The 13,212-nt window shown below is 41.0% G+C and carries 13 protein-coding genes and 1 other annotated feature; of the genes, 3 read left to right on the plus strand and 10 right to left on the minus strand.

Going from position 1 to position 13,212, the window contains the following annotated elements; all coding sequences use genetic code 11:
• The first annotated feature begins 8 nt into the window (after positions 1–8).
• From NFR29_RS03690 to rbsB, 3 genes are read left to right on the plus strand one after another with little or no spacing between them, the layout of a single operon-like run.
• Positions 9–1,490 carry a sugar ABC transporter ATP-binding protein gene (locus NFR29_RS03690; protein ID WP_251423420.1) on the plus strand — a complete coding sequence of 494 codons (1,482 nt, stop codon included), beginning with the start codon at positions 9–11 and terminating at the stop codon, positions 1,488–1,490.
• Entirely contained in the window at positions 1,490–2,425 is a 936-nt protein-coding gene (locus NFR29_RS03695) for an ABC transporter permease (RefSeq protein WP_251423423.1), read from the plus strand. The genes NFR29_RS03690 and NFR29_RS03695 overlap by 1 nt, the downstream gene beginning before the upstream one ends.
• A 9-nt stretch (positions 2,426–2,434) precedes the next feature.
• Positions 2,435–3,334, plus strand: coding sequence for a ribose ABC transporter substrate-binding protein RbsB (gene rbsB, locus NFR29_RS03700; protein WP_251423426.1), 900 nt, complete (start codon positions 2,435–2,437; stop codon positions 3,332–3,334).
• Between the two features lie 81 nt (positions 3,335–3,415).
• Here rbsB and NFR29_RS03705 read toward each other — a convergent pair whose 3' ends face one another.
• The 10 genes from NFR29_RS03705 to NFR29_RS03750 form a co-directional block, all read right to left on the minus strand.
• Positions 3,416–3,898, minus strand: coding sequence for a GNAT family N-acetyltransferase (locus tag NFR29_RS03705; RefSeq protein WP_251423429.1), 483 nt, complete (start codon positions 3,896–3,898; stop codon positions 3,416–3,418).
• Positions 3,899–4,110: 212 nt separating this feature from the next.
• Entirely contained in the window at positions 4,111–4,440 is a 330-nt protein-coding gene (locus NFR29_RS03710) for a DMT family transporter (RefSeq protein ID WP_251423430.1), read from the minus strand.
• Positions 4,441–4,603: 163 nt separating this feature from the next.
• Positions 4,604–5,674, minus strand: coding sequence for a 3-isopropylmalate dehydrogenase (leuB, locus tag NFR29_RS03715; RefSeq protein WP_251423434.1), 1,071 nt, complete (start codon positions 5,672–5,674; stop codon positions 4,604–4,606).
• A 513-nt stretch (positions 5,675–6,187) separates the two neighbouring features.
• The gene (locus tag NFR29_RS03720) at positions 6,188–6,679 is read right to left on the minus strand and encodes a 3-isopropylmalate dehydratase small subunit (protein WP_251423436.1); all 492 of its coding nucleotides are present in this window, start codon (positions 6,677–6,679) and stop codon (positions 6,188–6,190) included.
• 1 nt (position 6,680) lies between these two features.
• Positions 6,681–7,940, minus strand: coding sequence for a 3-isopropylmalate dehydratase large subunit (gene leuC, locus NFR29_RS03725; RefSeq protein ID WP_251423439.1), 1,260 nt, complete (start codon positions 7,938–7,940; stop codon positions 6,681–6,683).
• On the minus strand, positions 7,940–9,475 hold the full coding sequence (locus NFR29_RS03730) for a 2-isopropylmalate synthase (RefSeq protein WP_251423442.1): 1,536 nt from the start codon (positions 9,473–9,475) through the stop codon (positions 7,940–7,942). Before NFR29_RS03730 ends, leuC begins: the two co-directional genes overlap by 1 nt.
• A gap of 80 nt (positions 9,476–9,555) precedes the next feature.
• Positions 9,556–9,757 (minus strand) — a binding site (T-box leader).
• A gap of 430 nt (positions 9,758–10,187) precedes the next feature.
• Entirely contained in the window at positions 10,188–10,391 is a 204-nt protein-coding gene (locus NFR29_RS03735; protein ID WP_251423445.1) for a hypothetical protein, read from the minus strand.
• Positions 10,392–10,584: 193 nt separating this feature from the next.
• A complete protein-coding gene (locus NFR29_RS03740; RefSeq protein ID WP_251423448.1) occupies positions 10,585–11,601 on the minus strand; it encodes a RodZ family helix-turn-helix domain-containing protein in 1,017 nt (338 codons plus the stop codon).
• A gap of 205 nt (positions 11,602–11,806) precedes the next feature.
• Positions 11,807–12,052, minus strand: a complete 246-nt coding sequence (locus tag NFR29_RS03745; RefSeq protein WP_251423451.1) for a hypothetical protein — start codon at positions 12,050–12,052, stop codon at positions 11,807–11,809.
• 350 nt (positions 12,053–12,402) lie between these two features.
• Positions 12,403–13,158 (minus strand): hypothetical protein, encoded by a 756-nt coding sequence (locus NFR29_RS03750; RefSeq protein WP_251423453.1) that lies wholly within the window; start codon positions 13,156–13,158, stop codon positions 12,403–12,405.
• Between the last annotated feature and the right edge of the window lie 54 nt (positions 13,159–13,212).

The following is a 13,212-nucleotide window of genomic DNA, read 5'->3' on the forward strand; positions in this document are numbered from 1 at the left end:
GAGTTATTATGGAAATTACTATGTCAGGCATTGCCAAAGCATTTGGATCCAACCAAGTGCTGCGGGATGTAAACATTACCTTTAAGAAAGGCGAAGTCCACGCCTTAATGGGTGAAAACGGAGCCGGCAAGTCCACGCTGATGAACATCCTCACAGGGATTCACAAAGCCGATGCCGGAACGATTACTATCAACGGTACCCCACGGACCTTCCCTAACCCACGGGAAGCAGAATTAAACGGCATTGCCTTTATTCACCAAGAATTGAATATTTGGCCAAACCTTACATTATTAGAAAATCTCTATTTAATGAGACCAAAGAAAAATCGCTTTGGCTTAATCGACAAAGCGGCTATGCTCAAAGAAGCTGAGGCTTTCTGTGAAGAGTTGGGCATCGAATTACCTCTCACAGCCGAAGCGAGCACTTGCTCCGTAGGCCAACAACAAATGACAGAAATCTTGCGGGTTCTCATGTTAGACGCAAAAGTGGTCATCATGGATGAGCCGTCGGCAGCCCTTACAGAACGGGAAACAGCGACATTATTTAGCATGATGCGCAAAATGAAAGCCCGTGGCGTAGCTATCGTGTATATTTCTCACCGCATGGAAGAAGTCTTCAACGAATGTGATACGGTCACGGTTATGCGAGACGGTCATACCATTACAACGAAGCCTATCGAGGAGATTACGATGGACGAAGTGGTGCGCCACATGGTAGGTCGCTCCATTGACGAGTTCTACCCAGAACGGACTACAACGCCAGGCGACGTAGTCTTATCGGTACAAAATTTACAACCAAAAGGCTTTAAACACGATATTTCTTTTGACTTGCGCAAAGGGGAAATCCTCGGCGTAGCAGGCCTTATGGGAGCTGGTCGCACAGAGATTATGCGGGCCATCTTTGGCGTCGACGATCACCACGGCGGCACTATTACTATCCATGGTAAAACGTTAAAAACGAAGAAACCGGAAGCTGCTATCAAAGCAGGCATTGCTTTCATTACGGAGAACAGAAAAAGCGAAGGCCTCATTCTCGATTTTTCCATTGGTTCTAACATTACATTGCCAAATTTGAGCGATGTATGTCCATCCCACATCTTGAAAACAAGCAAACTCCGCACTTTTGCTGAAACATTATCTACGAAATTAGGCGTTAAAACGCAATCCATTGACGAACCGGCGTCATCCCTCTCTGGCGGTAACCAACAAAAAGTCGTTATCGCTAAATGGGTTGGCAAAAAACCATCCATTATCATCATGGATGAACCGACGCGTGGTATCGACATCGGCGCCAAACGCGATATTTACGATTTAATGAACGAATTAACGAACGAAGGCGTATCTATCATTATGGTGTCCTCCGAATTACCGGAAGTCATCGGCATGAGTGACCGCGTCATGGTCATCCAAGAAGGCCGTGTAGCGGGCATCTTAGATCGCCAAGAAGCATCGCCAGAATCGATTATGACATTAGCAACAGGAGGAGTGTAATGGACAGCAAAGCCATGCAATATGTACGAAAATTAGGACCTCTCATTGGCCTAATCATTTTATTTATTATTATTTCTGTCATGAACGACAGTTTTCTAGAATTCTCTAATTTGCGCAATTTATTGCGTCAAGTTTCCATTAACGCCATCATCGCCTTTGGTATGACCTTCGTCATCCTCACAGGGGGCATCGACTTATCTGTCGGTTCTATCCTTGCCCTATCTAGTGCGTTTATGGCGCAGCTCATCGTAACAGGTACAAATCCCGAATTAGCCATCCTCATTGCTGCTGGTGCAGGCCTTGTATTAGGTGCCATTAACGGCCTTGTTATTACTTATGGCCGCGTGGCGCCTTTCATTGCCACCTTGGCGACGATGACGATTTACCGCGGTGCTACATTGGTATTCACTGACGGTAATCCTATTTCCGGCCTCACCCAAGACCCATTGTTCCACGCTTTTGGTCAAGGGGACATTGCCAATATTCCTATCCCTGCTATTACAATGTTCTTAGCTTTCATCATTTTATGGTTCATCTTGAGCCGCACCTCCTTAGGTCGCAAAACCTATGCCGTAGGTGGTAGTGAAAAGGTAAGTTACATTGCAGGTATTAAAATCGACCGGGTGAAAGTCTTCGCTTACGCCCTCACTGGTATGCTCGCTGCCATCGCAGGGGCTATCATTACGTCTCGACTCAATTCAGCACAACCGACGGCTGGCACAGGTTATGAACTTGATGCCATTGCAGCCGTTGTTCTTGGCGGTACTAGCCTTGCTGGTGGCCGCGGTCATATTGTAGGCACCTTAATTGGCGCCCTTATCATTGGTACCCTCAACAATGGGTTAAATATTCTCGACGTATCCAGTTTCTACCAACAAGTCGTTAAAGGTATCGTTATTTTATTAGCTGTCCTTGCAGACCGCAAGAAAGCTTAGGAGGTTTTCATGAAAAAACTATTGTCATTCTTAGCTATGGCCATCTTAGTAATCGGCCTCGTTGCTGGTTGTGGTAAAAGCGCCGACAGCGGCGACCAAAAATCTGGCACAATCGGCTTCTCCGTATCCACTCAAAACAATCCGTTCTTCGTATCTTTGAAAAATGGTATTGAAGAGCAAGCAAAAGCATTGGGCTTAAAAGTTAAAATCGTAGACGCTCAAAACGACCCAGCTAAACAAGCGAACGACATTTCCGACTTATTGGAAAGCGGCGTTTCTGTATTGATCATCAACCCTGTTGATTCTGCAGCTATCTCTACATCTGTAGAAATGGCAAACGGCAAAAACATCCCTGTTATTACTGTAGACCGCTCTGCTGACAAAGGTACAGTAGTAGCTCACATCGCTTCCGACAATGTGAAAGGCGGCGAAATGGCAGCTCAATTGATCGTCGACAAAGTAGGCAACGCTGCTAAAGTTGGCGAATTAGAAGGCATCCCTGGTGCTTCCGCGACACGTGAACGCGGCCAAGGCTTCCACAATGTGGCTGACCAAGCATTAACAGTTGTTTCTAAACAAAGCGCTGACTTCGACCGCACAAAAGGTCTTAACGTAGCAACCAACATGTTACAAGCTAACCCTGATATGCAAGCTATCTTCGCTCATAACGACGAAATGGCGTTAGGCGCTATCCAAGCGGCTAAATCTGCTGGCAAAGACATCTTCATCGTAGGCTTTGACGGCACAGCTGACGCTGAAAAAGCAGTACAAGATGGTACACTAGCAGCAACCATTGCACAACAACCAGAACTTATGGGTAAAATCGCTATGGACACAGCTAAAAAAGTTATAGGCGGTGAAACTGTAGAAGCGAATATTCCTGTAGATCTTAAAGTAGTAACTAAATAATTACATAGAAACTGGGTAAATAAAAACCCCTACTGTCATTTATAGGCGTTTCGTAGCATAGAAATGACGGTAGGGGTTTTCTTATAATTCTTTTTTAAATAATACAGTTGTATGTTGTTTACCTCTAAAATGGACTTTATCATAAGCTTTAAAGCCAAAGGATTCATACATTTTAGGTAGCCATGGATGTTCTTGTGCCGTACCAAGTGTAACAAATGGTGTCTTTAGCTGATGGGTTAAAATGTCTTCTGCATATTCTAGCATCATACGAGCATACCCTTTACCTTTATGTTCTGGTGCCGTCACAAAGTGAGCAATATGCGGGTATTTATCAGGTGTAGAGTATTTAACCCAAGGCATACAAAGCGTAATAGAGCTTACTAATTCACCATTTACATATAAGCCATACACTGGGTATGTTTCAATCCATTCTTTTGATTCTTCTTCAGTGAAATCAATAGCATCAAAAGTAATAGGATAGTCTTTGATCGCTGCATAACCAGCAATTAATACTTTATGATATTCTGGCGTGTCTTGTACTGTTAATTGACGAAATTCTTTCATTCTACTCCTCACGTCTATATTATCACTATTATACTGTCACACATATTATATATAAATAGGTCTTATCATATACATAAACGGTCACATACATAAGCCGTTCATAACACCCTATAGATTGAAAATTATATATCTATAAGGACTATATGTCAAGACTGATTATCATCTAGAATATATCTATTTCCACTAAATCAATAACCGATATATCCTATTCATTAATGCCCAGCATTACCAAACAAATTAAGGATCACAATGCCTATAACGGTTAATGCTATGCCAAGAATAGTGTATATATTATATCCTTCTTGAAAAATAAATACGGAAATGAGTGCCGTTGCTACCAGCCCCACGCCAGACCACGTAGCATAAGTAATGCTAAGAGGAATATATTTAAGCACATGTGTGAGCGTGTAAAAAGCAATGGCATAGCCTAACAAGCAGCCGATAGTAGGCCATACTTTCGTAAAACTATCAGAATACTTTAACATAGACGTAGCAAAGAGTTCCAATACGATAGAAAGAGTTAATAAAAAATAAGGAAACATGCAAACCTCTCCATTTCAAACATAAAATAACTTTCACCAACAGCCTAAGACCATTGGTGAAAGTTATTTACTCTATCAACAATTATTTTATTAGGTAATAACTAAATAATAGTTAATAATAGTTAATAATAATTACTATTATATTAACAATTACATGTGTCTATTATAAACGCTCAATAACAGCCTGGGCCATTTCCGTAGTGCCTACCCGCTTCATACCTTCACGGTAAATATCACCGGTACGGTAACCGTCAATTAAGACTTGTTCTACTGCTTTTTCAATAGCATCTGCCACTTCTGGAAGATCCAAGGAGTGGCGACACATCATAGCAGCTGACAAAATAGTGCCCAATGGGTTTGCCAAATTTTGTCCCATAATATCTGGTGCAGAACCGTGGATTGGTTCATACAATGCCGTACCAGTACCCATAGATGCAGATGGCAACAAACCGATAGAGCCGGAAATAACGGCACCTTCATCAGACAAGATATCACCGAACAAGTTTGTTGTTACAAGCACGTCAAATTGTGCTGGATTCACAACGAGCTGCATAGCTGCATTATCTACATAGAAATAATCTGTCGTAATATCTGGATTGGCGTCAGCTTTTTCTTTCGCAATAGATCGCCACAAACGAGACGATGCCAATACATTGGCTTTATCGACAGACACCACTTGTTTACGGCGTTTACGAGCCGTTTCCATAGCAATATCCATAATGCGTTCCACTTCATAACGGCTGTACGTTTCTTTATCCCAAGCAGACTCATTAGGCCCTTCACCATGTGCCTCTTCGCGCTCGCCGAAGTAAATACCACCAGTCAATTCACGAACGATTACAAAATCAACGTTTTGTACCAATTCCTTTTTAAGCGGAGAATACTCTTGCAACGACGGATAAATCTTAACAGGACGCAAATTGCAGAACAAACCAAGCTCCTTACGAAGCCCTAAGATCGCCTTCTCGGGACGAATAGACGGATCTACATCATCCCATTTAGGACCGCCTACAGCGCCCAATAACACCGCATCAGCAGCCTTACACGCTTCAATCGTATCATCTGTCAATGGCACACCATACGCATCAATAGATGCACCGCCTGCTTTTTTATCGATCCAATTAACTGTGACACCAGCCTTTGTGAAAGCCACATCACACACAGCCTTTGCAGCTGCAATAATCTCCGTGCCGATACCATCGCCAGGAATCAACACAATGTTTTTTGTACTCATATTATGCACCTCTACAAGGCGATTAGCGTTTAGCTAATCGTCATTTATTCCACTATCGCAGATGACACCCCAATCGGCCTCCAATAGCCAGGTCTTCGCCATTCTGGCGAAGGGCTAAAGTCGGCCTTTTCGGGGCATCATCGGCTCTACTCATACATCCCCCTTAGCAAAATCTGCTAACTCTCTACTATAAGTTTTACAATCATCCTACAAAACCATTGCTCCCCTCCCCGCCAGCAGCGGGTGGGCTTAGCGGATTTCGCTAGGTTAGCGTTATATATCAGAGTGTAACAGACCTTCTTCCATAGTGTCTATAGATAAGATAGGCACGCTACAAAGTAGAGCATAGCTCAGAAACAGGCAGACACCCTGGCGAAAACGACTTCGACCCTTCGCCGTAGGCGAAGACCTGGTTCGTTGGAGTTTGAGCAGGGTGTCTGTCTGCTATAACAGTTATGAGTATGTAGTGTGCCTATCTATCCGTAAAAGCACATTAGAAAGGTCTGTTACTTCTTATTTACGGTTCTTAGCGAAATCCACTAAGCCGCCAGCTGCCGCAATGTCTTGGATAAACTGCGGTAATTCAGTACCTTGGTATTGTTCATTTTTCGTCAAGTTATACACAATACCTTTAGAGAGGTCTACACCAATTTCATCGTTTGCATCGATGCGATCGACTTGATCGCCAATTTCAATTACCGGTAAGCCAATATTAATGGCATTACGGAAGAAAATGCGAGCAAAGGAGTTCGCTACGATAACAGGTACGCCTTTTTCTTTAATAACGCCTGGTGCGTGTTCACGGGAAGAGCCGCAGCCAAAATTTTTACCTGCTACCATGATGTCCCCAACTTTCACATTAGGTGCAAAAGTGGTATCGATGTCTTCCATAGCATGTTCAGCAAGTTCTGCCCAATCGGCAATCGCCAAGTAACGAGCGGGAATGATTACGTCTGTATCTACGTCATCGCCGTAACGCCAGATTTTTTTACTTTCAAAATCCATATTAAACCTCCTCTGGGCCTGCAATACGGCCTAATACAGCACTAGCAGCAGCCACATAAGGGCTAGCCAAGTATACTTCAGAATCAACGTGACCCATGCGGCCACGGAAATTGCGGTTTGTAGTGGAAACAGTGCGTTCCCCTTCTGCCATGATACCCATGTAACCGCCTAAGCATGGACCACATGTTGGTGTAGATACAGCACAGTCAGCTTGAATGAAAATATCAAGTAAGCCATCACGCAACGCTTGGTCATACACATCTTGGGAACCAGGGATAACGATACAACGAACGAAATCAGCTACTTTACGACCTTTAAAGATTTCAGCAGCAGCCGCCAAGTCTTCGTAACGACCATTTGTACAAGAACCGATAATCACTTGATCGATGCGAATATCTTTGTCGATTTCGTCGATGTAATGTTTGTTAGATGGCAAGTGTGGGAACGCCACAACTGGTTGCAATTTATCTAAATCGATAACGATTGTTTGAGGGTATACAGCGTCTTCATCAGCATTGATTGGCTCTACAGGACGGTTTACACGGCCTTGGATATACGCTTCTGTTACTTCATCATACGGGAATACGCCGCATTTGCCGCCTGCTTCTATAGCCATGTTACAAATAGTCAAGCGATCTGCCATAGTCATATGTTTTACGCCTTCGCCAGCAAATTCGAGGGCCATGTAACGAGCACCATCAACGCCAATACGACCGATGAGCTCAAGAATAATATCTTTACCAGTTACCCATTTATTCGGTTTACCGATTAATTCTACTTTAATTGTTTCTGGCACTTTGAACCAAGTTTTACCTTCCGCCATCGCTACACCTGCGTCAGTAGATCCAACGCCAGTAGCAAAAGCATTAACAGCACCATATGTACACGTATGAGAGTCCGCACCGATGATCATTTCCCCTGGACCGATAAGTCCTTTTTCAGGAAGGATAACGTGCTCAATCCCCATGCGACCTACTTCAAAGTAATTCGTAATGCTATGCTCACGCACGAAATCACGCATCACTTTCGCTTGTGTAGCAGACTGAATATCTTTATTTGGCGTAAAATGGTCCGGTACCAAATAGATACGGTCTTTATCAAATACAGGTTTACCGATTTTTAAAAACTCTTTACGTGCTGGTGGGAATGTAATGTCATTCATCAACACAGCATCTAATTTACATTCAATAATTTGACCTGGTTTTACCACATCAAGCCCGGCATGGCGAGCCATATTTTTTTCCGTAATGGTCATACCCATTATTGTGCCTCCTCTTCTAGCTCTTTAGCTAGGTATACAGAATTTACTGCATTAATATATGCATGTACACTTGATTTAACAATATCCGTACTAATACCGCGACCACGATACATACGGCCATTATATTCTACTTTAAGAACTGCCTCCCCAAGGGCGTCTTTACCCGCTGTAATAGCGCGAATTTGGTAATCTTTCAAACTAATTGGCAACCCTACCACACGTTCTACTGCTTTTAAGGACGCATCCACTGGACCATCGCCAACAGCGGCATCAGATTTTTCACCATCTGGTGTAGTTAAACGAACATGAGCATACGCATAGCCTTGATCGCCTAATTCATAATGTTGATGCACTAATGCGAAGGCGTTTTTATGATTCAAATTATCTGCTACAAGGGCGATAATATCATCGTCATAAACTTCTTTTTTACGGTCTGCCAAAGCTTTAAATTTAGCAAAGAGATCGTTGATTTTCTCTTCTGTGAAAGCTTGGAAACCAAGATTTTTCAAATGATCTTCAAAGGCGTGACGACCAGAATGCTTACCAAGAACGATACTTGTTTTTTCTGCCCCCACCGATTCAGGTGTCATAATTTCATACGTTTGTGGATTATTTAGCATACCATGTTGATGAATACCAGATTCATGAGCAAATGCATTAGAACCAACAACTGCTTTGTTTGGCGGCACCATAACGCCTGTTAAACGACTTACCAGTTTAGATAGCTTAGTAAACTGTTTCGTGTCGATATTCACTTCTAAATCGCCAAAGTAATCATGCCGTGTTTTCAATGCCATTACTACTTCTTCAACACCTGCATTACCAGCACGTTCGCCAAGGCCGTTAACAGTACATTCGATTTGGCGAGCGCCAGCTTTCACAGCAGCTAAGGAGTTCGCCGTAGCAAGGCCTAAGTCATCGTGGCAATGAACGGAAATGATTGCTTTTTCAATGCCTGGTGTGTGTTCTCTAATGTAACGGATTTTATCGCCAAACTCAGCAGGAATCATGTAGCCCACTGTATCAGGTACATTGAGGATGGTAGCGCCACCTTCGATAGCTACGCCAAATACTTCGCACAAGAAATCCAAATCCGTACGAGCTGCATCTTCACCAGAGAACTCGATTTCATCGAACTTGCCTTTAGCAAATGCTAAAATAGATTTTACTTTTTCTAGCACTTCCGCGCGAGTCATTTTTAATTTGTATTCCAAATGAATATCAGAAGTAGCGATAAATACATGCAAGCGGCTACGCTCTGCGTCAGCCAATGCTTCAGATACCTTTTGTACGTCTTTTTCATTAGCTCGTGCTAAACCACAAATGGTTGCACCTTTTACTTCACGAGCAATGGTTTGTACTGCTTCAAAGTCACCAGGAGATGCAGCAGGGAAGCCTGCTTCAATAACATCTACACCAATGCGTGCAAGACCTTTTGCAATTTCTACTTTTTCTGCTGTTTGTAGTGCTACGCCAGGAGTTTGTTCCCCATCGCGAAGCGTTGTGTCAAAGAAATAAATGCGATTTTGATCCATATCTTTCACCTTACCTATTCCACTAATATTCGTTACTCTTTTACAATGGTATAAAAAAAGCCCCTTAGAGCAAATATGCTCAAAGGGGCGTTATTTACATAACACGGTACCACCCTAATTGGGACTCATTGCAGTTATAACGGAACCACCGTTGATGACTACTAATATTCGCCACCAAAGCTCATGGGAGAGTGTCAACATACAACCTCTATTACCTCGCACCAACCGGCAACTCTCTGAAAGCAGGATCTGTAAGCCTTTATACCCATTCATCGCTGACTTAAATATAAATATAGGAATATATTACAGCATTCTATAGAGTTGTGTCAATTAGTAGTCCATAAAAGATTAAAAATCCCCTTCAACTTATATATCGCTATTTGTGTCAAACATATTTTGTTATACTTAAAAAGAAGAGAGCTATTGACGTAAGTTAGGTTCATCTCCTCAAGGAGGTGATACTATGACAAATCATGAAATTACTTATATGATTATCATTGTATTGTTATCAGTAGTCACTATTATCGCATTAATACACTAATGCAATGAAAAACGCCTAACGCATAGAGGACTGCCATCCTCTTACACGTTAGGCATTATCATATTTTGTACATTTCTAGATGATCCTAACGCCCTAATTACGTTAATTGGCTCTCTTTATATTTTCATTATACGATACTTATCACTAAAAAGATAGTATTCGCAATGATATTTATCTACAGCAATATCCATAACCATACTCGTCATTCATCATGTGACGCTCGTGCATATAAGGATGCATCATATAACCAGATCGTTCATATCGAGGCATATCTACTGCTGTCGGTGTAATACGAACAGTCTCTGCTGTTACAGGACTTGAAAAACTCGCAAATCCAATTAATGTTAATATAGCTAATAATCCTATTTTTTTCATAGCTTTTTCCGCCCACAATCATACAAGATATTATAATTACTATTTATATATTTATTATATAAAAATATATAATATATTTCAATATATTTCTATACTAAAAACTATCTATGCAAAATAGGCATGAATAACTGTATATTATACACTCGCATACTGATAGGAATTCTTCAATTGTATTAATTTTTCTGGAGTTTTATTATTTTTTGCTACCGTGTTTTTCTACAGCTTTCACATTTTGAATAATGGATTTCGCCACATCCCGTGTAACAGCCCGGTCAAAAGAAATAGAGTGATTTTGGCCATCTTGTTCCCAAGTAGCGAGGCGTACCATATGTTCGCCACCTTTGAAAGTCACTTTCGTGTTACCTACATATGTGCTGCGTACTACACTATAAGAGTTATAATCGCCACTAATATCACCTTTTTCTGTAGCAGAAACACGGTAAACAATGCGATTAGCGTCTTCACCAATATGTTCTGATCGATAGAATTTATTTTTACCATCATTAGCAACATACATGATTTGTAAAATGTCTTTATTAATAGTCGTAACACTTTCCATTGTATAATCAGCAGGCAATAGTTTTGGAATGTGAGGATTAAATCCAAGGAAACGTACAGCTTCTTCGATGGTGTTGAACTCATGGATTGGGCTAGGCATACCTACCATAGCCTCATTGTTCACAGTCCGTTGATGACGTTCGTTATGCATACGTTCATGATTGTTCATATGCTGATTACCATTCATATGGCGATGATCATTCATATGCTGTCCACCCATATACACTGGCGGATTTGCTGGCGCAGGCATAATACGAGGACCATGGTAGTCACTTTGGCTAGCAGCTTGAGCATCTACTGTTTGAGCTGGTGTACCATCTGGTAGTTTACCATTGTGACGTAAATGAGCTTCGTCAAAAGACATAAAGCGATGACCGTATTTAGGTGTATCAGCACCTACTGGTGCTGGCGCTACTAATGTTTTTTGAGAACTTTGTGTTGCAACTACATTTGTAGGAGCTGCTGCACTCGTTGGTACTACTGCAGCTGTTGGTTGCACTATAGCCGCTGGCATCGGTTGTACAGCTTGTGGTGCAGATTGCACAACTGGTGCTTGTGCTGCCATCGGTGTAATACGCTCTGCATGAGCCGTTCCAATACCTATAGTTCCTAATACTGCTAATGCAACTAATATAGATCGTTGTTGTTTCATATTCATACATCCTTTATATTTAATTTCACAAAATATAATTTGTCATAATACACTAATTATATATGAAATATTTGTGAATTTCAATATATGTAGCTAATATATAACTATTATATCTCACTAAAATACATTTAACTATAACCAAACTAATCTATCCAACGTTACAAACGAAAAGAGCAACCCCTGTCAGGATTGCTCTATATACATATTACATTTTTTGATTCTTCATCATAGGATCCATCATCATGGGCTCTTCTTTTTTAGAATCATCCATCATCATATCTTTGTCAGCCATTGATTGATCCATCATCGCTGTATCCATCATGGGTTCTTGCATCATCATAGGCTTCGCCGGCATTTTTGCTGCAGATGTCATCATTTGTTCCGCTTGTACTTGACCGCAACATACAAGGCCAATAGCAAGTGCTGCTAATAAAGAAAATTGCTTTTTCATATGCGTCTCCTTATAAAATTTGTCTTCGTCAGCAATTGTTAACCTATCTATACAAAATCTTTATAAGTAACAACTACCACTACGAAATAATATACAAAACAATAAAATATACGAAATAATAATTATTATTATTACAAAATAATTATAACAAAAGCCTTTCTATTTATTCAATAAGCATCACATTTTCCGTATATTTAGATGTGTTATTCATAATGCTAACTTGTTATAAAAATCCATTCCTATACTTCACTCTACCAAGTTAACAATCTACAAAAAGAAGAGCTACCCCACTCGGGATAGCTCTTCTTTTTTTGTAATATACACAACTAATAAGTATTTACAACTATGAATTATTGTTGTGGCTCATTAATTGCTTTTTTCAAGTCTACTACATGATCTACCATTGGATTTGGTTCATCAGTGGCTTTATTTTTCACTGTTTGTTTAGATGCGAACCATACTGTTTCGTTCATGTAGTGGCGCAATTCTTCCACTGCTACATGCTCTTGGTCTTTTGCCATAATCGCTAGGATTTGGTCTTCCAAGGCTTGTGCTTCTTCCACAGTCATAGGACCACCAATTTCTTTTTGGTGTTGGATCACTTCGTTGATTTCATCAACCATGCCGCGCAATACGTTGAAACCATAGCTATTTACAAAGCCATCTTTTTCGTTGTATTTAGGCATATCAAAGTAGTTATACTCATTTTTGTTGCGGTTTTCACCGTTCCAATTCATCGCTACTTCGTAACCGTGAACACGACCTAAGGAATGTGTGCGGAAGTAATCTGCATAGTTGTGTTTTTTCATGGAGTTAAGCCATTGTTTATCGGCTTTCGTCAATTTTTCATTAGCTTCCATTTTTGCTTTTGCTTCCGCAATACGCTCATTAGCATGTTGCCAAGCCATAACATAGTCATGTACCGCTGCCACAGTTTGTGGGCTTGCTACTGGTACAAGAACAACGGAACCTAATGTAGGTGTTACTTTAGGGTTTTTAGTAATCAATACATCATCATAAGTAGGTGCACTTGCTGCATAGCCGGATACAGTCAAACCAGACAATACAACAGCAGCAGCGAAAGCAAACCATGTAGATTTTTTCATAGGTAATCCTCTTTCTATTATTGCTAGTTCTATTACAATGTTACAGAAATAAAT

It is taken from the genome of Veillonella agrestimuris (genome assembly GCF_943193065.1).
Lineage (GTDB): Bacteria > Bacillota > Negativicutes > Veillonellales > Veillonellaceae > Veillonella > Veillonella agrestimuris.

What these genes read in the sequence shown, in the direction of transcription:
- NFR29_RS03690 (WP_251423420.1), top strand. Translation starts at nt 9, where the DNA reads ATGGAAATTACTATGTCAGGCATTGCCAAAGCATTTGGATCCAACCAA.
- NFR29_RS03695 (WP_251423423.1), top strand. Translation starts at nt 1,490, where the DNA reads ATGGACAGCAAAGCCATGCAATATGTACGAAAATTAGGACCTCTCATT.
- rbsB (WP_251423426.1), top strand. Translation starts at nt 2,435, where the DNA reads ATGAAAAAACTATTGTCATTCTTAGCTATGGCCATCTTAGTAATCGGC.
- NFR29_RS03705 (WP_251423429.1), bottom strand. Translation starts at nt 3,898, where the DNA reads ATGAAAGAATTTCGTCAATTAACAGTACAAGACACGCCAGAATATCAT.
- NFR29_RS03710 (WP_251423430.1), bottom strand. Translation starts at nt 4,440, where the DNA reads ATGTTTCCTTATTTTTTATTAACTCTTTCTATCGTATTGGAACTCTTT.
- leuB (WP_251423434.1), bottom strand. Translation starts at nt 5,674, where the DNA reads ATGAGTACAAAAAACATTGTGTTGATTCCTGGCGATGGTATCGGCACG.
- NFR29_RS03720 (WP_251423436.1), bottom strand. Translation starts at nt 6,679, where the DNA reads ATGGATTTTGAAAGTAAAAAAATCTGGCGTTACGGCGATGACGTAGAT.
- leuC (WP_251423439.1), bottom strand. Translation starts at nt 7,940, where the DNA reads ATGGGTATGACCATTACGGAAAAAAATATGGCTCGCCATGCCGGGCTT.
- NFR29_RS03730 (WP_251423442.1), bottom strand. Translation starts at nt 9,475, where the DNA reads ATGGATCAAAATCGCATTTATTTCTTTGACACAACGCTTCGCGATGGG.
- NFR29_RS03735 (WP_251423445.1), bottom strand. Translation starts at nt 10,391, where the DNA reads ATGAAAAAAATAGGATTATTAGCTATATTAACATTAATTGGATTTGCG.
- NFR29_RS03740 (WP_251423448.1), bottom strand. Translation starts at nt 11,601, where the DNA reads ATGAAACAACAACGATCTATATTAGTTGCATTAGCAGTATTAGGAACT.
- NFR29_RS03745 (WP_251423451.1), bottom strand. Translation starts at nt 12,052, where the DNA reads ATGAAAAAGCAATTTTCTTTATTAGCAGCACTTGCTATTGGCCTTGTA.
- NFR29_RS03750 (WP_251423453.1), bottom strand. Translation starts at nt 13,158, where the DNA reads ATGAAAAAATCTACATGGTTTGCTTTCGCTGCTGCTGTTGTATTGTCT.